The organism is Pseudomonas sp. GV085 (assembly GCF_003050925.1).
Lineage (GTDB): Bacteria > Pseudomonadota > Gammaproteobacteria > Pseudomonadales > Pseudomonadaceae > Aquipseudomonas.
The window spans coordinates 337,052-359,215 of the sequence record NZ_QAOV01000004.1 but is presented as its reverse complement, the minus strand read 5'-3'; the positions used below and the strand labels follow the sequence as shown (position 1 = coordinate 359,215).

Here is a 22,164-nt window from a genome sequence, read left to right as displayed (position 1 = left end):
TGTAGGAGCGAGCCTGCTCGCGATAGCAGTGTGTCAGACGACATCGACAGTGAATGTACCGACGCCATCGCGAGCAGGCTCGCTCCTACAGGTGAACGGTGTTCACTCAATAGTCGAAGAATACCGTCTCGGCATCAGTGCCCTGCAAAATCACGTTCCACTGGTACACGCCCGACGCATCCTGCTTCGCCATCAGCGTATTACGACGCTCGGCCGGCACGCACTCCAGCAATGGATCATTCACGTTAGCCGCCTCGCCATCAAAATAAATCCGCGTCAGCAAGTGCTTCACCAGGCCACGGGCAAACACCAGCACCACCAGGTGCGGCGCCTGGGTCGTACCTTTGAGCCCCTCAACCGTGCCCGGCTTGATGGTGGTGAAGCGAAACCGTCCTTCGGCATCCACCGGCACCCGGCCAAAACCTTCGAAGTTCGGGTCCAGGGGTTTGTCCTGGTCATCTTCCGGGTGATCGTATTTGCCGGCCGCGTTGGCCTGCCAGACTTCCAGCATTGCGTCGTTGACGACATCACCGTTGCCATCGACCACTTGCCCGGTGATCGCCACGCGTTCGCCCAGGGTTTGTTCGACAGTCAGGTTTTCGCGGTTCAGCCAGGTCAGGCCGATGTGGTAGTACGGCCCGACGGTGTGGGACGTGGTTGCAGTCAGCGTCATCTTATTTCTCCATCGGCGTGGCGTCGCGGCCGCGCAAAACGATGTCCCAGCGATAACCGAGGGCATAGGAAGGAATGGTTTTTTCCAGATCGAAGGTGGCGATCAAACGCTCTTTGGCGCTGGTATCGGGCACGCAGTTGTAGATCGGGTCGTACGCCAGCAGCGGGTCACCCGGAAAATACATCTGCGTCACCAGGCGCGTCAGGATGCTCGGCCCGAACAGCGAAAAGTGGATGTGCGCCGGGCGCCAGGCGTTGTGGTGGTTGCCCCATGGATAGGCGCCGGGCTTGATGGTCTGGAACTGATACCAGCCATCGGCGTCGGTCACGGTACGGCCGGTACCGGTGAAGTTCGGGTCCAGCGGCGCGTCGTGCAGGTCGCGAGCATGGGCGTAGCGACCGGCGGCGTTGGCCTGCCAGATCTCCACCAGAATCCCCGGCACCGGCAGACCGTTTTCATCCAGTACACGACCGTGAATGATGATGCGCTCACCCTGTGGCTGCCCCTCATGCTGGGCGGTCAGGTCGTTGTCCTTCTCGTTGACGCGCTCGGCGCCGATGGTCGGCCCGGTGATTTCCGACAACGAATGGGGCAGAAACACCAACGGCTTGGACGGCGAGCGCAGGTTGGTGGATTGATAGGTCGGGTGCAGGTATTCCGGCTGAGTGCCCGCCTGCGGGCGACGGTATCCAGGCTTGTCAGTCATGAAGCATTCCTCAGTTCTTATAAGTCTTCAGAGCGCGTCAGACGCGCTCGATCGCCAGGGCCAGACCCTGACCGACGCCGACGCACATGGTCGCCAGAGCTTTCTTCCCACCGGTTTTTTCCAGCTGATGCAACGCGGTCAACACCAGTCGCGCGCCGCTCATGCCCAACGGGTGACCCAAGGCAATCGCGCCACCGTTGGGGTTGACCTGGGCCGCATCGTCGGCGATCCCCAGTTCACGCAGCACTGCCAAACCCTGGCTGGCGAAGGCTTCGTTGAGTTCGATCACGTCGAAATCGCTGACCGCCACACCAAGGCGTTCGGTCAGTTTACGTACCGCAGGCACCGGGCCAATGCCCATCACCCGCGGCGCAACACCGGCGCTGGCCATGCCCAGCACTTTGGCGCGAGCGGTCAGGCCGTGTTTCTTCACGGCTTCGGCCGAGGCCAGGATCAACGCTGCCGCGCCATCGTTCACTCCGGAGGCGTTGCCGGCAGTGACAGTTTTGTCGGGGCCGTTGACCGGTTTGAGTTTGGTCAGGGCTTGCAGGGTGGTGTCGGCGCGAGGATGCTCGTCCTGGCTGACCACGGTTTCACCCTTCTTGTGGGCAATGCGCACTTCGACGATTTCTTCCGCGAAAAAACCTGCGGCTTGCGCGGCGGCCGTACGCTGCTGGCTGCGCAAGGCAAAGGCGTCCTGATCGGCTCGGGACACTTTGTAATCATCGGCGACGTTGTCAGCGGTCTGCGGCATCGCATCCACACCGTACTGGGCTTTCATCAATGGGTTGATAAAACGCCAGCCAATGGTGGTGTCTTCCAGTTTCATGTTGCGCGAGAACGCGGCATCCGCTTTGCCCATCACGAACGGCGCACGGGACATCGACTCGACGCCACCGGCAATCGCCAGCTCCATCTCGCCGCTGGCGATGGCGCGGAACGCGGTGCCGATGGCGTCCATGCCCGAAGCGCAGAGGCGATTGAGGGTCACGCCGGGAATGGTTTGCGGCAACCCGGCCAGCAACAGCGCCATGCGCGCGACGTTGCGGTTGTCTTCACCGGCTTGGTTGGCGCAGCCGAGGAACACTTCGTCCACGGCGTTCCAGTCCACCGACGGGTTGCGCGCCATCAAGGCTTTGATCGGCACGGCAGCCAGATCGTCGGCACGCACCGTCGACAGACCGCCGCCGAAACGGCCGATGGGGGTACGAATCGCGTCGCAGATATAAACGTCACGCATCAGGCTTCTCCGGGGGCTTGGCCGTGGGCGGCGGCGGTGCGGGCTTCAAGATCACGCAGCGCGGTCAACTCCACGATGGTTGGCTGCGCGGTGGTCGCAACACTGTCGGCAAAGCGAATCGGCCAACCGGTGGCGGCGATCACTTGCTCGCGGGTCACGCCTGGATGCAGTGCGGTGACCACGAACTCGTGGGTGCCCTCCTCTGGCTCCATGGTGCACAGGTCAGTGATGATCCCGACCGGACCGGCGCCCGGCAGACCGAGACGCTTGCGCGAATCACCGCCCTCGCCATGGCCGACCGAAGTAATGAAGTCGAGCTTGTCGACAAAGGAGCGCGCCGACTGCTTGAGGATGATCAGTACGCTCTTGGCGGAACCTGCAATCTCCGGCGCGCCACCGGCACCTGGCAGGCGCACTTTCGGCGCGTGGTAATCGCCGACCACCGTGGTGTTGATGTTGCCGAAACGGTCGACCTGTGCCGCACCAAGGAAGCCGACGTCGATGCGTCCGCCCTGCAGCCAGTAACGGAAAATCTCGCCGGTCGGGACCACGGTGTCGGCAGTTTCCGCCAGTTCACCGTCGCCGATCGACAACGGCAGTACGCTCGGCTTGGCACCGATCGGACCCGATTCGTAGATCAGAACGACATCAGGCGAGGAAGTCAGGCGCGCCAGGTTGGCCGCTTTCGACGGCAGGCCGATGCCGACGAAGCACACCGAACCGTTCTTCAGACGGCGAGCGGCGGCGACGGTCATCATTTCATTGGTGGTGTAAGTCATTACTTCGCCTCCGAAGCGGCGGCCAGTTTGGCCTGAAACTCGCTGAAGTCAGCGCTGCCGTGGATGTATTCGTTGATCCACGCGGTGAAGGTTTCACGGTCGCGGGCAATCGGGTCCCAGGCCTGGTAGAAGCGGTTGTCGCGCTCGTTGTAACCGTGGGCGTAGGACGGATGCGCACCGCCAGGTACGTGGCAAACCGCGCTCAAGGCCCAGGTTGGCAATACACAGGAATTCATCGGTGCATTGAGGTCGTCGACGATTTCCTCAACGGTGACGATGCAGCGCTTGGCGGCCAGTGCGGCTTCTTTCTGCACGCCGAGGATGCCCCAGAGCAGCACGTTGCCCTTGCGGTCGGCTTTCTGCGCGTGAATCACGGTAATGTCCGGACGTACCGAAGGCACGGCGGCCAACACTTCGCCAGTGAACGGGCAGGTGACGGATTTGATCAGCGGGTTGACCTTCGGCAAGTCGGAACCGGCGTAGGCACGCAGGACCGCGAACGGCAGGCCGGAAGCGCCGGCAACGTAGGCATTGGCCAGGTCAGCGTGGCTGTGCTCTTCGATTTCCAGCGGGTGCGGCCACTGCTTCTCAACGGCGTCACGCAGGCGATGCAGAGAGCCGACACCCGGGTTGCCGCCCCAGGAGAAAATCAGCTTGCGGGCACAACCGGCACCGATCAACTGGTCGTAGATCAAGTCAGGGGTCATCCGCACCAGGGTCAGATCTTTCTTGCCCTGGCGAATGATTTCGTGACCCGCCGCCGTCGGGATCAGGTGGGTAAAGCCTTCGAGCGCGACCGTATCGCCGTCGTTTACGAATTGCTTCACCGCGTCGTGCAGCGAAAGGATTTCAGCCATTGGGGCAGGCTCCCATTTATTGTTAACCGACAGTGGAAGAAGGCGCCGATGCGCAGCGCCTGGATGACTGAAGATTAAGCCCGTGCAAAACGCCAAACAATCCGATAATCGACTAACCGTTCGATTATCGAACATATTGTTGCTTGGCTACCGATCTCTGTAGGAGCGGGCTTGCCCGCGAAGAGGCCCGATAACTCACCGTAAAACTCGGCAACCAACCTCAGGTCGCATCCGCATGACTGACCATGCCCTTGATCACCACTGCCGTGGTCGCCACGGCCGCCGGAATCACCAGCGCTGTCAGCACTTGCTCGAAATTCCAGCCCAGCCCTAACAGCGTTGCACCCATCCACGCCCCGAGAATGGCGCCGAAGCGGCCGATGCCAAGCATCCACGACACGCCAGTGGCCCGCCCCTGAGTCGGATAGAACCGCGCCGCCAGTGACGGCATCGCCGATTGCGCACCGTTGACACACATCCCGGCCACCAGCACCAGGGTCGCCAGGATTGTGATGTTGCCCAGGCTCTGCCCTACCGCGTAGGCAAACACCCCGGCCAGCAGGTAAAAAATGCCGATGACCTTGTGCGGATTGAACCGGTCCATTGCCCAGCCCACGCCCACCGCACTCAGTACGCCACCGAACTGGAACAGCGCGCCGATAAAAGCGGCTTGCTCCATGCTCGCGCCACTGTCACGCATCAGCGTCGGAAGCCAGCTGGTCAGCAGGTAAACGATCACCAGGCCCATGAAGTAGGTCAGCCACAGCAGCAAGGTGCCGGTGCTATAGGTGCCGGAGAAGATCACCGCAAACACATTGCGCGCCTTCACGGTTTTCTGTTCCGGCACGCTGAAACTGGACGCCTGGGCCACCACCGTCGGATCAATCGGCGCCAGTGCCTTGCGCACTTTGTCCGTACCGCGATTGCGTACCACCAGGTAACGCGCCGACTCCGGCAACCAGAACAGCAAAACGACGGCGAGGATCAGCGGCAGAATCCCGCCGATCAGCAGCAGGCTGTGCCAGCCAAAGGCCGGAATCAGCTTGGCCGAGATGAATCCGCCGCCAGCCATGCCCAGGTTGAAACCGCAGAACATGCTGGTCACCAGCAGTGACTTCTTGCGCTCCGGTGTGTACTCCGACAGCAGCGTGGTGGCATTCGGCATGCCGGCGCCCAGACCCAGGCCGGTCAGGAAGCGCAACACCAGCAACTGATCGACATTGCTGCTGTAGGCCGAGGCCAGGCTGAAGGCACCGAACAACAGCACCGCACCGACCAGTACGACTTTTCGTCCGAAGCGGTCAGCCAATGGCCCTGAACCGAGTGCGCCGAATACCATGCCGATCAAGGCGGCACTCATCACCGGGCCAAGGCTGGCACGATCGATCCCCCAATCCTGAGACAGCGCCGGCGCAATGAACCCCATGGCCGCGGTATCGAGGCCATCGAGGAAGACAATCAGGAAACACAGGATCACCACCCGCCATTGGTAGCGCGAAATGGGTTGAGCATTGATGAAGGACTGCACGTCGAGGCAGTTACCTACAGCAGACTGAGGCTGGTTCATTATTTTTATTCCATGGATCGCAGTCGAACGGTGTCAGCAGATGCTGACGAAGCCGCGACAGTAATGATCCGCAGGAAACAGCGTCAATTCGATAAACGCGACTCTGTGCGTTTATCGAACAGCTTAGGCAAACAGCTGAGCGCTGAGGTCGCGACTGGCACTCAGCAGGCCAGGCAGAAATCGTTGTTGCAGCTCATTACGGCTGACTCGCCCGGCGTGAGTGCTGACGTTGAGGGCCGCAACTACCTGGCCGGAGGCGTCATACACAGGAACGGCAATTGAACGCAGCCCTTGCTCAAGTTCCTGGTCAACGATGCACCAGCCTTGCTGTCGCACCTCTTGCAGGCATTCGAGCAATGCCTCGGGGGTGTGAATCGTACGGCTGGTCTTGGCTTGCAATTCGGCGTGATCGAGGTATTCGCCCAGCGACGTGTCATCCAGCGCGGCCAGCAGAATCCGCCCCATCGACGTGCAATAGGCCGGCAGGCGCCCGCCCACCGACAGGTCCACCGAAATCAGGCGCTGGGTGGTTGCGGAGCGGGCGATGTACAAAATGTCGTCACCTTCCAGCGTGGCCATGTTGCAGGCCTCGTGCAGTTGCTCGCTCATGCGGTCCAGATAAGGCTGGGCGGACACCGCCAGTGGCGTCGATGACACGTAGGCATGGCCGAGGGTCAGCACTTTGGGCAGCAACGAATAGGTGCGGCCGTCGGTGGTGGCGTAGCCGAGTTTGATCAGGGTGTGCAGGCAACGGCGCACGGCGGCGCGGGGAATTTCCGTTCGGTGACTGATTTGGGCGATGGTCAGGTGTCGTTTGCGCTCCTGGAACGCTTGCACCACGGCCAGACCACGGGCCAGGGACGTCATGAAGTCCGGGTCGCCGGTCAGTGCCTGGATCCGTTTGGCCGGTGAAGCAACGATGGGGGGAGCCACTGAAGTGAAGGAATTACGCATTTGATCGTTCATACAAGGTCCTTTTACCCACTCGGATCAGCGACTATTACAAAGGGCTACCGCCTGGCGCTCAAGCCTGGATCGCCATCTTCGGGCGATTATCGAACACTCGACCGATAATCGCAATCCACCGTCCCAATCACCCGATTCGCGGGTGTCCGGCTTTTCGCTGACTCACGAACCGCTGCTTACATCGACTCGACACAGGACTTTATGGGGCAATCCAAATACCGTAACTTGTTCGAACTAAATGGCGTCAGGCAGGCATCGCTGCAATGTGGTACCCGTCGGCGTTCCAGTTAATCGTAAAGTTTCGAGCAACAAAACGGTTACACACCGGGATCCGCTTTTAACTCTTTGGAGATAGTGTTCTTCAAATCGGCCGCTATAATACAATTCAGTAGCGCTTCGGTTTTTTACTTGCCGAACCCGCTGCCCGGCAATGCGATGTTCCATCGCCGTTGCCCGTTGCAAGCGCCAGGCTCGCATTCAACCGCCTTGCCAGTGCGCTTGCCGATACAGGAAACTGAAGCTACGTCAGCTGTTTATATCTGGTGCCGTGGCCGCCTGTGACATGGAAGTATTGATCACCCTGTTGCCAAAACGATGCCTTGACGGCATTGCCCATTCGACGAACGTGATCAATCGATTTGATGCAGCGCGTGTTCACCAGAATTTATCCCAACTCAATCAGGTAGCACTGTGACGAAAGACGAACTGCGCGCGGAACTAGAGCGCCAGGAACAACGCTACAAGGAAGTTTACGGCGGAGAAGTCACCACTTACGCCGCTCAACCCGAACCGGAACGCAAACCCTGGCGTAAACGCGCCACCGTTCAGGACCAGGTTTTCCAGCAAGAACTTCAAAAAATGGAAAAGGAACTCAAAGCCGAAGAGCCGTGACTGCTTTGGCCTGATCCTTACAAAGGCCTGCCTCTGCACCCGTTAAAAGCGGGGGTGTATTGATGTTGCCTTTCGCGCCCGCCATGAGCGGGCAGCGGCCATCACCGTCGTCGAATCCGGCAGATTTTCGGTATCTGACCTATTTCTCAGATTTTTCTCACAACCATTCAAGCACCCCTTACCGGGTCGCAAAGGTTTTGTGATGGTATCTTTTTTCTATAAAATCAATGACTTATAAAACACAGCAAAACCGTGGGTTTTCAGGTGCTGCGGCAAAAAAAATCGTTGAAGTATGTTACCGATGAGCAGCTAGTGCATTGATTAGCAGTCTTTTCTGGCATAATCGCGCCCCCTTATGACCGGGTCAGAAAACCTTCATGATCGATTTATTCAGCGGACTGGATGCTTGGGTGCTTGTGAGCCTCTTGCTCGCCCTGGCCTTTGTCCTCGCCTTCGAGTTCATCAACGGCTTTCATGACACCGCTAACGCGGTGGCGACCGTTATCTACACCAAAGCCATGCCGCCTCACCTGGCGGTGTTTTTCTCCGGTGTGTTCAACTTCCTCGGCGTGCTGCTGGGCGGGGTCGGCGTGGCGTATGCCATCGTCCACCTGCTACCGGTAGAACTGCTGATCAATGTGAACACCGGGCACGGACTGGCCATGGTGTTCTCGTTGCTCGCCGCCGCCATCACCTGGAACCTGGGCACCTGGTACTTCGGTATTCCCGCTTCCAGCTCCCACACGCTGATCGGTTCGATCCTCGGTGTCGGCCTGGCCAACGCCCTGATCAACGATATTCCGCTGGCTGACGGTGTGAACTGGCAGAAAGCGATCGATATCGGCGCTTCCCTGGTGTTCTCGCCAATGGCCGGTTTCCTGATCGCCGCGCTGATCCTGATCGGTCTTAAATGGTGGCGTCCGCTGTCGAAGATGCACAAGACGCCGGAACAGCGCCGCAAGATCGATGACAAGAAACACCCGCCGTTCTGGAATCGCCTGGTACTGGTGATCTCGGCCATGGCCGTGAGTTTCGTGCACGGCTCCAACGATGGCCAGAAAGGTATCGGCCTGATCATGCTGGTCCTGATCGGTATCGTGCCGGCCCAGTTCGTCCTCGACCTGAACAGCACGACCTACCAGATCGAGCGGACTCGCGACGCCACGCTGCACCTGAGCCAGTTCTACCAGCGTAATTCCGAAACCCTGGGCGAGTTCCTGGCCCTGGGCAAGAGCCTGGATGGCGATCTGCCGGAGAAATTCCGTTGCAACCCGCAACAGACCGAACCGACCATCGCCGCCCTGCTCGGCACTCTAAAGGGTGTAGCCGACTACCACTCGCTGCCGTCGGAAAGCCGCATCGAAGTACGTCGTTACCTGCTCTGCCTGGACGACACGGCGAAGAAAGTCAGCAAGTTGCCAACGCTCGGTGCCCGTGAAAAGGCTGACCTGGACAAGCTGCGCAAGGACCTGACCACCACCACTGAATACGCTCCGTTCTGGGTGATCCTGGCGGTTGCACTGGCCTTGGGCCTGGGCACCATGGTCGGCTGGAAACGCGTGGTACTGACCATTGGCGAGAAGATCGGCAAGCAAGGCATGACCTACTCCCAAGGCATGTCGGCGCAGATCACCACTGCCAGCCTGATCGGCATGGCGAACATCTTCAGCCTGCCGGTTTCCACCACCCACGTGCTGTCCTCGGGCGTGGCGGGCACCATGGTTGCCAACAAAAGCGGCCTGCAAAGCGGCACCGTCAGAACCATCCTGCTGGCCTGGGTATTGACCCTGCCAGCCACCGTGGCCCTGTCGGCCGGGTTGTTCTGGCTGGCTTCGAAGGCTCTTGGCAGCTGATAGGCAGCCAAACGAAAAAAGGCGCGCTCCGCAAGGACCGCGCCTTTTTTATTGCTGCCAATCGCAAAAAATCACTGTAGGAGCGAGCTCTGCTCGCGATGACCGCAAGGACAACGCGTACATTCAGGCAGCCCGCGTCATCGTTGGCGTCCATCGCGAGCAGAGCTTGCTCCTACAGGGTTACGTGTTTACCGATAGTTTTTCGCAGACAAAAAAAAGGGCAACCGAAGTTGCCCAAAATGCCTTGCGTGCTCATTACATCCAGAAAGAACTACGGTTTTTTCCGCTTGTGCGAATCCTTCCAGATAAAAAGTCCGAATCCTGCAAAAAACACAAACATGAGGCCGACAGTCAGCACTCCGGCGATCACCACGTTGTCGAAAAACATGACGCGTCTCCTGCACTTGGCCTGTTGCGATAGGGCTAAGTTAACCAAACGGGCAGGAGAGAACATTGACCAGGATCAATGTCGCCCGAGACTGGGCAAGAGGAAGGGGAAAGCTTGACCCGCATCAATGAATGCGGGGGGATTTCAGCGCTTTTTCGGTTTGTTTTTCGGCTTTTTCCTGGCCTTGCCCAACGGCATGGCCTGCTCGAACGCCTGGCGAACTTCATTGAGTCGCTTGTCGTTGAGGTCATGGATACGTTTGGCGCGTTCAGCGTTGAGGTCAATCAGTTTTTCGTCTTGGCTCATGGCAGTCAGTGCATCGCTTGAAATGAATTTCAGCCACCGTAGCGTTCGGCAACCCTGCGCCAATAATGCGGCCTGAAGGGCGCGCTGACCAGCCTGCGCTCAAATCTCGATATCGACCCACAGCCCCTGCCGCGGCTGATCTTCCATCAGCGGCGCCACCGGCACGGTGTTGTCGGCATTGAGTTCATCACCGGGAATCGCCAAGTGCGCCTCGGGGTCATGATCAGCCTCGCGGCGACGTCTTTGCTGCTCCTGCTTGCGGCGCTGTTCCTCGCGCAGCACTAACCCGTCCTCTTCAGGATTGCGCTTTTGCAGGTCAATGGTGCTTTCACTGGAGCTTTCCTGCACCGGCACCACCGGTGGAATGTCCGGACGCTGGCGGATCGGGTCGGTTTGCGAAGTGATCGGCACGGCACTCAGGGGGAGCATCGGTGGCAGCATGGTTTCGGTCTCCTGTCAGCAGGCTGTCGGCTGCGGGGATGGCGACTTGAGCCATCGGTCGCAAACTGTGACCCGATTGGCACTCATTAGTGCACCGGGCGGCGCGCCATGCACAGGTGGGCTAACGTATGACTGTGAGTTTTTCTGAGAGTCCTTTGGCCCTGAAGCCCTCATTCCGTTAAGATAGCCGGCTTTTTCAGGTGGGAGTCAGGCAGCATGGCGCAGCAGTATCAACCGGGGCAACGCTGGATCAGTGACAGCGAAGCCGAGCTGGGTTTAGGCACCGTTCTGGCACAGGACGGTCGCTTGTTGACCGTGCTCTACCCGGCCACTGGCGACACCCGCCAGTACGCGCTACGGAATGCGCCTCTGACCCGCGTGCGGTTTTCGCCGGGCGACTCCATCACTCACTTCGAAGGCTGGAAGCTGACCGTCCGCGAAGTCGACGACATTGATGGCCTGCTGGTTTACCACGGCCTCAACGGGCAGAACGAAGTGGTCACCCTGCCGGAAACCCAACTGTCGAACTTCATCCAGTTCCGCCTGGCCAGCGACCGTCTGTTCGCCGGCCAGATCGACCCGCTGGCCTGGTTCTCCCTGCGTTATCACACTCTGGAACACACCAGCCGCCAGTTGCAGTCCTCCCTTTGGGGTTTGGGCGGCGTGCGTGCGCAACCGATCGCGCACCAGTTGCACATTGCCCGCGAAGTCGCCGACCGCATTGCGCCACGGGTTCTGCTGGCCGATGAAGTGGGCCTGGGCAAAACCATCGAAGCCGGCCTGGTGATCCATCGCCAATTGCTCTCGGGCCGCGCCAGCCGTGTGCTGATCCTGGTTCCGGAAAACCTGCAGCACCAATGGCTGGTCGAGATGCGCCGCCGTTTCAACCTGCAGGTCGCGCTGTTCGACGAAGAGCGCTTCATCGAAAGCGATGCCAGCAACCCGTTCGAAGATACCCAGCTCGCGCTGGTCGCGCTCGAGTGGCTGGTGGACGACGAGAAAGCCCAGGACGCGCTGTTCGCGGCCGGCTGGGACTTGCTGGTGGTCGACGAAGCTCACCACCTGGTGTGGCACGAAGATCAGGTCAGCCCTGAATACTCGCTGGTCGAGCAACTTGCCGAAACCATTCCCGGCGTGCTGCTGTTGACCGCCACCCCGGAACAACTGGGCCAGGACAGCCACTTCGCTCGTCTGCGCCTGCTCGACCCGAACCGTTTCCATGACCTGCAAGCCTTCCGCGCCGAGAGCGAAAACTATCGCCCGGTGGCTGAAGCCGTTCAGGAGTTGCTGGACAAGGGAAGCCTGTCGCCGCAAGCCCACAAGACCATCCACGGTTTCCTCGGCAACGAAGGCGAAGCCCTGCTGGCCGCCGTCAATGATGGCGACACCGAAGCCAGCGCCCGCCTCGTGCGTGAGCTGCTCGACCGCCACGGCACCGGCCGTGTGCTGTTTCGCAACACCCGCGCCGCCGTCCAGGGTTTCCCGGAGCGCAAGCTGCACCCGTACCCGCTGCCGTGCCCGGATCAATACCTCGAACTGCCGTTGGGCGATCACGCCGAGTTGTACCCGGAAGTCAGCTTCCAGGCCCAGCCGGACACCAGCGAAGAAGAACGCTGGTGGAAATTCGACCCTCGCGTCGAGTGGCTGATCGATCAGCTGAAGATGCTCAAGCGCACCAAAGTGTTGGTGATCTGCGCCCACGCCGAAACCGCCATGGATCTGGAAGACGCCCTGCGCGTGCGTTCCGGCATCCCGGCCACGGTGTTCCACGAAGGCATGAACATCCTCGAGCGTGACCGCGCCGCCGCCTACTTCGCCGATGAAGAATTTGGCGCGCAAGTGCTGATCTGCTCGGAAATCGGCAGTGAAGGTCGCAACTTCCAGTTCTCCCATCACCTGGTGCTGTTCGACCTGCCGTCCCACCCGGACCTGCTGGAGCAACGCATCGGTCGTCTGGACCGGATCGGCCAGAAGCACATCATCGAACTGCACGTGCCGTATCTGGAAACCAGCCCGCAAGAGCGTCTGTTCCAGTGGTACCACGAAGCACTGAACGCATTCCTCAACACCTGCCCGACCGGCAACGCCTTGCAGCATCAGTTCGGCCCGCGCCTGCTGCCGCTGCTGGAAGAGGCCGACGACGGCGAGTGGCAAGCGCTGATCGACGAAGCCCGCGCCGAGCGTGAGCGTCTGGAAGACGAGCTGCACACCGGCCGTGACCGTTTGCTGGAGCTGAACTCCGGTGGCGCGGGAGAAGGCGATGCGCTGGTGGAGGATATCCTTGAGCAAGACGATCAGTTCGCCCTGCCGATCTACATGGAAACCCTGTTCGACGCCTTCGGCATCGACAGCGAAGACCACTCGGAAAACGCGCTGATCCTCAAGCCCAGCGAAAAAATGCTCGACGCCAGCTTCCCGCTGGGCGACGACGAAGGCGTGACCATCACCTACGACCGCAACCAGGCGCTGTCTCGCGAAGACATGCAGTTCATCACCTGGGAACACCCGATGGTTCAGGGTGGCATGGACCTGGTCCTGTCCGGCTCGATGGGCAACACCGCCGTGGCGCTGATCAAGAACAAGGCACTCAAGCCGGGCACCGTGTTGCTGGAATTGCTGTATGTCAGCGAAGTGGTTGCCCCGCGCTCACTGCAACTGGGCCGCTACCTGCCGCCGGCCGCCCTGCGCTGCCTGCTCGATACCAATGGCAACGACCTGTCGGCCCGCGTTTCGTTCGAAACCTTGAACGATCAGCTTGAAAGCGTGCCACGTGCCAGCGCCAACAAGTTCATCCAGGCCCAGCGTGACCAGTTGACGCCACGGATCAACGCCGGTGAAGCGAAGATCCTGCCCCGTCACACTGAACGTGTCGCCGAGGCGCAGCGTCGCCTGGCCGCCGATACCGAAGAAGAACTGGCGCGCCTCACCGCGCTGCAAGCGGTCAACCCGACCGTACGCGACAGCGAACTGGTTGCCCTGCGCAAACAACGCGAGCAAGGCCTGGCCATGCTCGACAAGGCTGCGCTGCGACTGGAAGCGATTCGGGTGTTGGTGGCGGGTTAACTCCCTGCTCCACCCTGCTGAAAAAGAAGGCCCGCAGCGATGCGGGCCTTTTGTTTTAGAACATCAAAAGATCTTAAGCAGTCACCGCAGAACCCTCAGGCTCAACCACCGCCACCAACCCTTCCTTCATCCGCATTGCATCGCGCACAAAACACCGCGAAGCCAGCACCAGAAACACCACGGTGAACAACAGCGCCACCGGAATCAGGTACATCGCATCGTGCAGGCCGACCGCCTTGAAAGCTTCGGTCATCTGCCCGGCACCAACCGCCAGCATCGCCGAGTGGGCAAAGTGATCCGACAAGGCCCCGACCACCACCGGCCCCAAACCGCCGCCCAACAGATACAGCCCGGCAAAGAACAGCGCCATGGCCGTCGCTCGCAACCGAGGCTCGACCACATCCTGAATCGCCGTGTACACGCAGGTGTAGAAGTTGTAGGCGAACAGCCAGCCCACACTGAATACGGCGATAAACACACCGATCTCGATGCGCCCGGAATGCAGCGCCCACGCGGTGCAGACCGTCGAAATCACCAGGCTGAAGGCCGCAAACAACAGCCGCCCGTTGGCAATCCGCTGGTGAACCTTGTCCGCGATCCAGCCACCGAGGGTCAGGCCGACCAACCCGGTCACGCCGACAATAACCCCGGTGGCGACCGCCGCTTCCTGCAACGGCATGAGGAAGTAGCGTTGCAGCATCGGCACCAGAAACGAGTTGCAGGCATAAGTGGCGAAGTTGAAACACAGGCCGGCCATCACCAGCCACAGGAAAGTCGGCACAGCCAGTACCCGCCGGATCGGCCGATCGATCTTTTCCTGCGACACCTGAACGCTCTCGGCGGCGCCGCGTTTCGGTTCCTTGATGAAAAACATGAAGATCGCGAGGACCAGCCCGGGCACCGCTGCGATAAAGAACGGCGCGCGCCAGCTATCGAAGGCCTTGACCATCGCGCCGATGGTGAAGAACGCCAGCAACAGCCCCAACGGCAGCCCGAGCATGAAGATGCCCATGGCGCGGGCCCGGCGGTGAGCCGGGAACAAGTCGCCGATCAGCGAGTTGGCGGCTGGCGCGTAACTGGCCTCGCCGATACCGATGCCCATGCGCACGATCAGGAAGCTCCAGAAACTGCCCACCATACCGTTGACGGCGGTCAAACCGCTCCACACCGCCAGCCCCCAACCCATCAGCTTGCTGCGCGAGCCGGTATCGGCCATGCGCCCCAATGGCAAGCCGGCAATGGCGTAGACGATGGTGAATGCCGTACCGATGATCCCCAGCTGGAAATCGCTGAGGTGCCATTCCATGCGAATGGGTTCGATGATGATGGCCGGAATGGTGCGGTCGAAAAAATTGAACAGATTGGCCAGGAACAACAGGAACAGGATGCGCCAGGCATTGGCCGCTTGGGTCGAGTTCTGCATGGGTCCGTCTCTTTTATTGTTTTTGGGGCGTCACTGCCCCCGGACTTTGCAATCTAGACAGAGCGGCCACACCTGTCTTTCATTATTCGCCAGGCTGATACCAACCCATGGGACGCAACCTGTAGGAGCTTTCGCAGGGCGGGTATTTCGCAGTCCGTCCGGTCGTTGAAAAATACCTTTCTCCCCCCCTTCCCAAGCCGTTGGCGAAGCCTAGAATAGCGGCCTTGATTCCCCCCTGTGTTTCCACCCCTCCTTACGATAATCGCCCATGTCCGAAGCCAGTCCGTGTCTGAATTGCGGTGCCTGCTGTTCTCATTTTCGCGTGTCATTTTTCTGGGGTGAATGCGCCTCATCCGGAGGGACGGTACCCGATGAGCTTGTCGAGCAGATCAGCCCCAGTCGGGTCGCGATGCTCGGCACCGGCTGCAAACCCGTGCGCTGCACCAGCCTGGTGGGAGACGTGGGCAGTACGGTGCAGTGCTCGATTTACGAAAAACGCTCCAGCACCTGCCGGGAGTTCGACGCTTCGTGGGTCGATGGCCTGGCCAATCCCGATTGCGACGCGGCCCGTGCCGCTTTCGGCTTGCCGGCCCTGCAACCCGCATTCGAGACGCCCCAGAAGCACATCGCCTGAGTGTTAGCACTAATCGCTATTAAGCTAATATCAAAATGTTTGGCATCAATATGCCACTATCGCTTGCGCTCCATCCACGCCCTCTATACTCCAGGACATTCGCTGGCGCTCCTTGCGCCGGCCTGAAGGATAACGATGGGGCGTGCTATGGAGTGGCCTGGTTTGCATTTCCTTACCGAGCTACCAGAGAGTGGGCAGGTCGTACTTAATTGCACACATGACCCTTTTCTGGTGCTGCTGGCTTATCTGGTCGCCTGTGTCGGCAGCTTCGCGACACTGGACATGGCCGAACGGGTTGCTCACGCTGAAAAATCCGCTTCCCAAACGCTCTGGCGCTGGGTTGGCAGCGGATGCCTGGCCGGCAGTATCTGGGCCATGCACTTCGTCGGGATGCTGGCATTCCAGGCGCCTATCGCTCTTCACTACCAACTGCCTGTCACGGTGTTCTCACTAACCATCGCGCTGCTCGCCGCGTGGCTGGCCATGCATACCCTCAGCCTTCCCGAGCTGAGTTTGCGACGGTGCCTCACGGCATCGATCGGGATCGGCATGGGTATCGCGACCATGCATTACGTGGGCATGACGGCCATGCACGCCAATGCCTCGGTCTATTACCATCCGGGCCTGTTTGCCCTTTCCATTGCAATCGCGATCGGTGCCGCACTGGCAGCCTTGTTACTGGCATGGTATCTGCGCGACGGCGCCGGCATGCTGCATCAGCTCATCAAATACTGCGCCAGCCTGTTGCTCGGGGCTGGCATCCTCAGTATGCACCTCACGGCCATGGCCGCCTTCAACCTGGTGCTGCCCGAAGGCAGCCTGCCAGCGCAAACCGGCGATCACAGCCAACTGCAGCTGGCACTGACCGTGGCGGTCATGACCCTGCTGATCATCGGCAGCAGCATCAGCGCGGCGCTGGCGGACAAGAAACTGCAACGCAAGGACCACGATCTGCAACGGGTCAACTCCCTGCTCAGCCAGTTGGACCAGGCGCGCAGGTCGCTGCAACAGGTGGCGCACTACGACCCGCTGACCAACCTGATCAACCGCCGCGGATTCAACCAGGTCTTCGCCGAAAAACTCATCGAGAAAACCAACAAAGGCGGGATGCTGGCGGTCATGTTCCTGGACATCGACCATTTCAAGCGGATCAACGACAGCCTTGGCCACGATGCCGGTGACGAACTGCTCAAAGTGCTTGCCGGGCACATCAAGAGTTCGGTTCGCAGTCACGAAGATGTGGTCGCACGCTTTGGCGGCGACGAGTTCTGCCTGCTCATCGACCTGCATGATCGTGAAGAGGCGCGGCATATGGCCCAACGCATCATGTTGAAAATGAAGGAGCCTATCGAACTGGCCGGCAGGCGCATGGTCATGACCACCAGCATCGGCATCAGCCTGTTTCCGGAGGATGGCAAGACGTGTGAAGAACTGCTGAAGAACGCCGACCTTGCGCTGTATCAGTCCAAGGGCGGTGGCCGCAACGGCCTGAGCTTTTTCAGCGCCAAACTGAAAACCCGCGCCACACTGGAACTGCAACTGGAAGAAGAACTGCGCCATGCCCTGCGTGAAGACAATGGCCTGATGCTCTATTACCAGCCGATCTATGACCTCAAGACCGGTCAGGTCAGCAAGCTCGAAGCCTTGATCCGCTGGCAGCACCCGGTCCACGGGTTCCTCGTGCCGGATCGTTTTATCGCGATCGCCGAGGCCAACGGCCTGATCGCCGAACTGGACAACTGGGTGCTGCGCAAGGCCTGCGAGGATCTGGGTGAGTTGTCGCGCCAGGGTTATGCAGACCTCAAGATCGCCGTGAACTGCTCGCCCCTGAGCCTGGCACGCGTAGAACTGGCCGATGAAATCGAGTACGCATTGCGAGCCGCCGGTGTGAAGCCCCAACAGCTGGAACTGGAAGTCACGGAAAACGCCTTGATGGGCAATATCGCCAACACACTGATGTTGCTGCGACAGATTCGTGCCCTCGGCGTGTCCCTGTCGATCGACGACTTCGGCACCGGCTATTCATCCCTGGCCTACCTCAAGCGCTTGCCGCTCAACACATTGAAAATCGACCGTTCGTTCATCCAGGACATCCCCAAGGCCACCCAGGACATGGAGATTGTCCAGGCGATCATCGTCATGGCCCATACCCTGCACCTGCAAGTGGTCACCGAAGGGGTCGAAACCTTCGAGCAATATCAGTTCCTGGAAAACCATGGCTGTGATTTCGTTCAGGGCTATTTACTCAGTCGGCCGGTGCCGCTGGCCGAACTGCATCCGGTGCTGAACGAAATCAATCAGCGCGAGCACGCCTGTACCGTCACGACGCTGAGCCTGGCTCACGGTACATCTGCACTAATGTAGAGGGGTCCTTTTCAAGGGACCCCTGACTCCCATGCAGGCGCATCAACTGCGCGGCCAGGCCGCTGATCGGTGTCGCCGAGCCTTGCTCTCGCGAAAACTTTACCGCCGTATCCAGATCCTTGAGCAACGTGCGCACGTGCCACTTGATCGGTTCGAAACGGTTTTCAGCCATTTGCGGGGCGAGGATCTGCAACGGTTTCGAATCGGCAAAGCCGCCGGCCAGCGCTTCGGCGATCAGGCTTGCATCAACCCCGGAACGTTCCGCCAACGCGACCACTTCGGCAATCACCAAGGCATTGCAGGCGACGATCATCTGGTTGCACGCCTTGGTCACCTGCCCTGCCCCGACGCCGCCCATGTGCGTCACACGTTGCCCCAGGTTCAGCAGAACGGGACGAACCCGATCCAGATCCTCCGACTCGCCACCCACCATGATCGCCAGGCTCCCGGCTTCGGCCCCGACCACACCGCCGGACACCGGTGTGTCGAGCCAGCCCATGCCGGTTTTACCGGCGAGTTCTGCGGCCATTTCCCGTGTGGCGTTAGGCTCCAGGCTGGAAAAGTCCACCAGTAACTGGCCTTTCTTTGCCCCCTCGATAATGCCTGCCGGACCAAACACTACCTCGCGTACGACCGACGTATCTGCCAGGCACAACATCACCACGTCCGCGTGCTGGCACAGTTCTGCCGGGCTGGCGACCTGGCGTGCGCCGGCCTCCACCAGCGGCTTGCACTTGTCCGGATTGCGATTCCATACCGCCAGCGGATAACCCGCCGCCAACAGGCGCCGGCACATCGGCAACCCCATCAGGCCGATCCCGGCAAACCCCAGCGCAGGTAGCATTGACATCATTTTGCCTCCTTTAGATTAAAGATCACCGAATATTGGCCGATCCATCATGACTCAGGAAAGGATTCACGCCGAGTGATGCTCAGGCCAAGGACCAAGGCATGGTCCAGGTACGCGCTGAAAAAAAGACGCGATTGTATTCCGTGACGGTTCGACGACTGCGAGTCGGCCAACCAATCAGCCCAGGTAGATGGCGAACAATGACTTCTAAAAACAACCCGGCCACTGCGGTAACCGATCTGACGTTGAGCCCCGCGGCCAACAGCCCGTCATCACCGAAGCCATTGATTCAATCGCGCCCGTTGGCAACCCAGCAATACCTGTACTTCACCGAAACCAACACCGACCGCATCCTCGACAACCTCGACGGCCTGCGCGACATGGTGTTCCCGCGCGCAGCGCATCTGGAGGGCGACAGCGAACAGCACAACGATCAGGAATTCCCGTCGGTGTGCCTGATCGGCCTGGGCCGCTGCGGCTCGAACATAGCGCTGGACGTGGCGGAGCTGGTGTACAACGCCCGCAAGTTCTACCTCAACGAATTCAATAACGAAGATCGCCTGTCGCCGGACAAGCGTTTTGCCGAAAAGGGCTACAGCCCGGCCCAGTGGATCCGCAACAACCTGCGCCTGGGCCAGAACAAAAACACCAAGCCGGTGTTTCTGGTCGAGCCACTGGTGATGCTCGGCGACCTGGACAAGGACATCGCCGGACGCATCCGTTTCTCGCGCAAGGGCGAAAAAAGCGGGTTCCTGCGCGACTACAGCAAGATGAAAATCATGGACTTGTCGGAAGTCCACGCCGGTGGCGCCGGTAACGCGCCGATCCTCGGCCAGTACCTGGCCAAGATCATCCTGAACAAGGACACCCAGCGTTTCTCCAGCCCTGACTGGAAGATGATCCACTCGTACCTGATCGACAGCTGCGGCATCAAGGCCAACCAGTCGCGCCTGTATTTCTCGATCTTCAGTGCCGGTGGCGGTACCGGTTCGGGCATGGCCTCGGAATTCGGCCTGGCCCAACAGCACTCGTACATGAACAAGACGTTCGACACCAAACCGATGGACGAGCACGACAGCAAGAGCGGCCACGCCTTCGTCTTCGAACCGATCTTCACCAGTGGCATCTGCGTACTGCCGAACATTTCCGATCACCGCAGTGAAATGTCCGAGGCGCTGCACATCAACGCCGGCCGCCTGCTGTGCAAATACCTGTCGGAAGAGTGGGACTTCTCCTACAACTTCGCCAACGAAGACAGCAGCGAAGCCAGCGTCATGGGCCGCATCCGCCCATGGAACGCGATGATGTTGATCTCCAACGACATCATGCGTTACGCCGAAGAGAACGATGACGGCAATATCCAGAACATTGATGTCAATGCCATGGAAAAGCATGCCAACCAATACATCTCACAGCAGATCTTCAACATTCTCACGGCCCAGGCGGTGACCACCGACTACGACCAGAACTATTTCCGTCGCGCCGGCATCGACATCGGCGAAACCATCCGCCTGGACGCCAACGACCTGTTCATGAGCCTGGCCGGCCCGGTGGCGATTGCCTACGCAGAGTCCGTGGTGCCGGAAACCCCGCCGCCGAGCAGCGACAAATTCAAGGTGTTCGAGAAAGAGCCGCAGCGCCTGAACATCGACGACCTGTTCTTCCGTTCGATCGACCTGCCGCACTTCAACAAGGTCACCCAGGCCATCGAAGGCATCAGCCTGTTGCCGATCGAATCCAAGCGCTATCGCGCGTCGCTGGAGCAGTACAAGAACTCGGGGTACGACGCGGCGGCCCTGCACGACCTGCACTTCTTCAAGAACTGCTCGTCGGTGGTGTCGATCGTTTCCTTGCCGAAGGACTACAAGCTCTCCTACATGGATTTGAACCGGTTGAAGACTCACCTCAACAGCCTGTTCCCCAACACCACGCTCAAGCGCTACGCGCTGGTGATCGGTGCCTCGGCCAACCTGTCGCTGACCACCCTGATCGCCAAGAGCCCGTGCCTGTCGGACGACTTCCTGACACTGATCGTGGCGTTCATCAAGCGTTGCTTTGCGAAAAACCCGTACCGCTTCGACGAGACCCTGGACAACTCGATCCTCGACTTCATCATCAACGAACAGTTCGACGAAGACCGGATCGACGAGTTGCTCAACGAATTCGAGAACCCGGCGAAGATCCTCGATACCAACTGGTACGCGATCAAGCCGATGTACGAGAAGAAGTACCGAGAGCTGATCAATGACAAGGACAAGTTCGTCTCGATCAACGACATCCGCCTGTCGCGCGATTGCGTGAAGAAATCGATCAAATACCTGCGCGAGATCTACCGTCACCGCATTGGCAAGACCAAGGTCATTTCGTTGAATAACCATACGGGCAAGACGGCTTGATGAGGTATGCCTGAAAAGATCGCAGCCTTCGGCAGCTCCTACGGGCTGCGGTTCACATGACACCGCAGCGCGCCTTTGTAGGAGCTGCCGAAGGCTGCGATCTTTTGATCTGATCTTTTGATCTTTTATCCAACATCCAGAAACAATTGAGCAGCCGTTCAGTTGTCCTCTCAACTGTTCCCGTTACGTTTACGTCACCGTGAAGCTGTGGCCTTTCTCCACGGCAACATGCCATCACGCTACCCGGCTACACACTTTCCCCTCTGAAAAGAACGCACCAAACAAGTGCAACCTTTCAAGCCTGCGCCCTTTCCTGGACCAGAATCCACGGCGAAACAACCACGGCCCACAACTGCGGATCACGTTCAAAAAGATCCAGCGCCCGCGTTTCAGACAGCTTGCCGAGCTTGTCGCCGGCCAGCCAGGCAGCCACTTTCACCCCTTCATCCTGGGCCACGGCCTCGGCGGCGGCGATCAAATCCAGGCCAGGATCGACCCACAATAGGGCACCCTTGGCGAAGAACGGCTCCAGCTCTTTCCAGGTAATAGATGCGGTTTCACCAAGCAGCTTGGCATAGAGGGTGCTAGGTTCTTGATTCATGGGACTGTCCGGAAAAAGAAATCGACGCGAATGATAACGTCGCTGGTCTGGCAGAAAAACCCGGATGCAATTGAGTGACCGAAATGAAAAGCGCAGTAGAGCCAGGGAATGCACTGAATCCGGCTATAAGCCCTTCAACACCCCCGCCGCAATTCTGTCTTTTTCT

19 protein-coding genes are annotated in these 22,164 nt (G+C 59.7%); 6 read left to right on the top strand and 13 right to left on the bottom strand.

Annotation, left to right across the window (positions count from 1 at the left end):
• Positions 1–106: 106 nt before the first annotated feature.
• The 7 genes from pcaG to pcaR all read right to left on the bottom strand — a co-directional run bounded on the left by pcaG (position 107) and on the right by pcaR (position 6,788).
• The gene (gene pcaG, locus C8K63_RS11190; RefSeq protein WP_108216753.1) at positions 107–673 is read right to left on the bottom strand and encodes a protocatechuate 3,4-dioxygenase subunit alpha; all 567 of its coding nucleotides are present in this window, start codon (positions 671–673) and stop codon (positions 107–109) included.
• A gap of 1 nt (position 674) precedes the next feature.
• Positions 675–1,379 (bottom strand): protocatechuate 3,4-dioxygenase subunit beta, encoded by a 705-nt coding sequence (pcaH, locus tag C8K63_RS11185; protein WP_108216752.1) that lies wholly within the window; start codon positions 1,377–1,379, stop codon positions 675–677.
• 37 nt (positions 1,380–1,416) lie between these two features.
• On the bottom strand, positions 1,417–2,622 hold the full coding sequence (pcaF, locus tag C8K63_RS11180; protein WP_177413311.1) for a 3-oxoadipyl-CoA thiolase: 1,206 nt from the start codon (positions 2,620–2,622) through the stop codon (positions 1,417–1,419).
• The gene (locus C8K63_RS11175) at positions 2,619–3,398 is read right to left on the bottom strand and encodes a CoA-transferase subunit beta (RefSeq protein WP_108216750.1); all 780 of its coding nucleotides are present in this window, start codon (positions 3,396–3,398) and stop codon (positions 2,619–2,621) included. The genes pcaF and C8K63_RS11175 overlap by 4 nt, the downstream gene beginning before the upstream one ends.
• Positions 3,398–4,255: a CoA transferase subunit A gene (locus C8K63_RS11170; RefSeq protein ID WP_020798340.1), complete on the bottom strand. Its 858-nt coding sequence runs from the start codon at positions 4,253–4,255 to the stop codon at positions 3,398–3,400. The genes C8K63_RS11175 and C8K63_RS11170 overlap by 1 nt, the downstream gene beginning before the upstream one ends.
• A gap of 220 nt (positions 4,256–4,475) precedes the next feature.
• The gene (locus tag C8K63_RS11165) at positions 4,476–5,822 is read right to left on the bottom strand and encodes an MFS transporter (RefSeq protein WP_108216749.1); all 1,347 of its coding nucleotides are present in this window, start codon (positions 5,820–5,822) and stop codon (positions 4,476–4,478) included.
• A gap of 123 nt (positions 5,823–5,945) precedes the next feature.
• Entirely contained in the window at positions 5,946–6,788 is an 843-nt protein-coding gene (pcaR, locus tag C8K63_RS11160; RefSeq protein ID WP_108216748.1) for a pca regulon transcriptional regulator PcaR, read from the bottom strand.
• A gap of 690 nt (positions 6,789–7,478) precedes the next feature.
• On the opposite strand from pcaR, the gene C8K63_RS11155 reads away from it, so the two are divergent.
• Positions 7,479–7,679: a hypothetical protein gene (locus C8K63_RS11155; RefSeq protein WP_007986337.1), complete on the top strand. Its 201-nt coding sequence runs from the start codon at positions 7,479–7,481 to the stop codon at positions 7,677–7,679.
• Positions 7,680–8,056: 377 nt separating this feature from the next.
• Complete coding sequence (locus C8K63_RS11150) at positions 8,057–9,532, top strand: inorganic phosphate transporter (protein ID WP_108216747.1); 1,476 nt, start codon at positions 8,057–8,059, stop codon at positions 9,530–9,532.
• Positions 9,533–9,803: 271 nt separating this feature from the next.
• Here C8K63_RS11150 and ccoM read toward each other — a convergent pair whose 3' ends face one another.
• From ccoM to C8K63_RS11145, 3 genes are all read right to left on the bottom strand, one after another.
• Positions 9,804–9,920, bottom strand: coding sequence for a cytochrome c oxidase subunit CcoM (ccoM, locus tag C8K63_RS31100; protein WP_305729722.1), 117 nt, complete (start codon positions 9,918–9,920; stop codon positions 9,804–9,806).
• Between the two features lie 144 nt (positions 9,921–10,064).
• Complete coding sequence (locus C8K63_RS30465) at positions 10,065–10,226, bottom strand: hypothetical protein (protein ID WP_177413310.1); 162 nt, start codon at positions 10,224–10,226, stop codon at positions 10,065–10,067.
• 99 nt (positions 10,227–10,325) lie between these two features.
• Positions 10,326–10,667 carry an aspartate-semialdehyde dehydrogenase gene (locus C8K63_RS11145; protein WP_108216746.1) on the bottom strand — a complete coding sequence of 114 codons (342 nt, stop codon included), beginning with the start codon at positions 10,665–10,667 and terminating at the stop codon, positions 10,326–10,328.
• A gap of 216 nt (positions 10,668–10,883) precedes the next feature.
• Here C8K63_RS11145 and rapA point away from each other — a divergent pair, with 216 nt between their 5' ends.
• Entirely contained in the window at positions 10,884–13,730 is a 2,847-nt protein-coding gene (gene rapA, locus C8K63_RS11140) for an RNA polymerase-associated protein RapA (protein ID WP_108216745.1), read from the top strand.
• Between the two features lie 73 nt (positions 13,731–13,803).
• Here rapA and C8K63_RS11135 read toward each other — a convergent pair whose 3' ends face one another.
• Entirely contained in the window at positions 13,804–15,153 is a 1,350-nt protein-coding gene (locus C8K63_RS11135) for an MFS transporter (RefSeq protein ID WP_108216744.1), read from the bottom strand.
• A 268-nt stretch (positions 15,154–15,421) separates the two neighbouring features.
• On the opposite strand from C8K63_RS11135, the gene C8K63_RS11130 reads away from it, so the two are divergent.
• Together C8K63_RS11130 and C8K63_RS11125 are read left to right on the top strand one after the other, a co-directional pair.
• Positions 15,422–15,787 (top strand): YkgJ family cysteine cluster protein, encoded by a 366-nt coding sequence (locus tag C8K63_RS11130; RefSeq protein ID WP_108216743.1) that lies wholly within the window; start codon positions 15,422–15,424, stop codon positions 15,785–15,787.
• A gap of 147 nt (positions 15,788–15,934) precedes the next feature.
• Positions 15,935–18,151 carry a bifunctional diguanylate cyclase/phosphodiesterase gene (locus C8K63_RS11125; RefSeq protein WP_305889176.1) on the top strand — a complete coding sequence of 739 codons (2,217 nt, stop codon included), beginning with the start codon at positions 15,935–15,937 and terminating at the stop codon, positions 18,149–18,151.
• Here C8K63_RS11125 and C8K63_RS11120 read toward each other — a convergent pair.
• Positions 18,108–19,004 carry an NAD(P)-dependent oxidoreductase gene (locus C8K63_RS11120; protein ID WP_108216741.1) on the bottom strand — a complete coding sequence of 299 codons (897 nt, stop codon included), beginning with the start codon at positions 19,002–19,004 and terminating at the stop codon, positions 18,108–18,110. The two genes, C8K63_RS11125 and C8K63_RS11120, sit on opposite strands and share 44 nt — an antisense overlap.
• 197 nt (positions 19,005–19,201) lie before the next feature.
• Between C8K63_RS11120 and C8K63_RS11115 the strand changes: the two genes are divergently transcribed.
• Positions 19,202–21,397, top strand: a complete 2,196-nt coding sequence (locus C8K63_RS11115) for a hypothetical protein (RefSeq protein WP_108216740.1) — start codon at positions 19,202–19,204, stop codon at positions 21,395–21,397.
• A 295-nt stretch (positions 21,398–21,692) separates the two neighbouring features.
• Here C8K63_RS11115 and C8K63_RS11110 read toward each other — a convergent pair whose 3' ends face one another.
• Complete coding sequence (locus tag C8K63_RS11110) at positions 21,693–21,998, bottom strand: DUF2288 domain-containing protein (protein ID WP_108216739.1); 306 nt, start codon at positions 21,996–21,998, stop codon at positions 21,693–21,695.
• Between the last annotated feature and the right edge of the window lie 166 nt (positions 21,999–22,164).

Coding starts and splice junctions, on each gene's coding strand:
- pcaG (WP_108216753.1), bottom strand. CDS start 673: ATGACGCTGACTGCAACCACGTCCCACACCGTCGGGCCGTACTACCAC.
- pcaH (WP_108216752.1), bottom strand. CDS start 1,379: ATGACTGACAAGCCTGGATACCGTCGCCCGCAGGCGGGCACTCAGCCG.
- C8K63_RS11175 (WP_108216750.1), bottom strand. CDS start 3,398: ATGACTTACACCACCAATGAAATGATGACCGTCGCCGCCGCTCGCCGT.
- C8K63_RS11170 (WP_020798340.1), bottom strand. CDS start 4,255: ATGGCTGAAATCCTTTCGCTGCACGACGCGGTGAAGCAATTCGTAAAC.
- C8K63_RS11165 (WP_108216749.1), bottom strand. CDS start 5,822: ATGAACCAGCCTCAGTCTGCTGTAGGTAACTGCCTCGACGTGCAGTCC.
- pcaR (WP_108216748.1), bottom strand. CDS start 6,788: ATGAACGATCAAATGCGTAATTCCTTCACTTCAGTGGCTCCCCCCATC.
- C8K63_RS11150 (WP_108216747.1), top strand. CDS start 8,057: ATGATCGATTTATTCAGCGGACTGGATGCTTGGGTGCTTGTGAGCCTC.
- ccoM (WP_305729722.1), bottom strand. CDS start 9,920: ATGTTTTTCGACAACGTGGTGATCGCCGGAGTGCTGACTGTCGGCCTC.
- C8K63_RS30465 (WP_177413310.1), bottom strand. CDS start 10,226: ATGAGCCAAGACGAAAAACTGATTGACCTCAACGCTGAACGCGCCAAA.
- C8K63_RS11145 (WP_108216746.1), bottom strand. CDS start 10,667: ATGCTGCCACCGATGCTCCCCCTGAGTGCCGTGCCGATCACTTCGCAA.
- rapA (WP_108216745.1), top strand. CDS start 10,884: ATGGCGCAGCAGTATCAACCGGGGCAACGCTGGATCAGTGACAGCGAA.
- C8K63_RS11135 (WP_108216744.1), bottom strand. CDS start 15,153: ATGCAGAACTCGACCCAAGCGGCCAATGCCTGGCGCATCCTGTTCCTG.
- C8K63_RS11130 (WP_108216743.1), top strand. CDS start 15,422: ATGTCCGAAGCCAGTCCGTGTCTGAATTGCGGTGCCTGCTGTTCTCAT.
- C8K63_RS11125 (WP_305889176.1), top strand. CDS start 15,935: ATGGAGTGGCCTGGTTTGCATTTCCTTACCGAGCTACCAGAGAGTGGG.
- C8K63_RS11120 (WP_108216741.1), bottom strand. CDS start 19,004: ATGATGTCAATGCTACCTGCGCTGGGGTTTGCCGGGATCGGCCTGATG.
- C8K63_RS11115 (WP_108216740.1), top strand. CDS start 19,202: ATGACTTCTAAAAACAACCCGGCCACTGCGGTAACCGATCTGACGTTG.
- C8K63_RS11110 (WP_108216739.1), bottom strand. CDS start 21,998: ATGAATCAAGAACCTAGCACCCTCTATGCCAAGCTGCTTGGTGAAACC.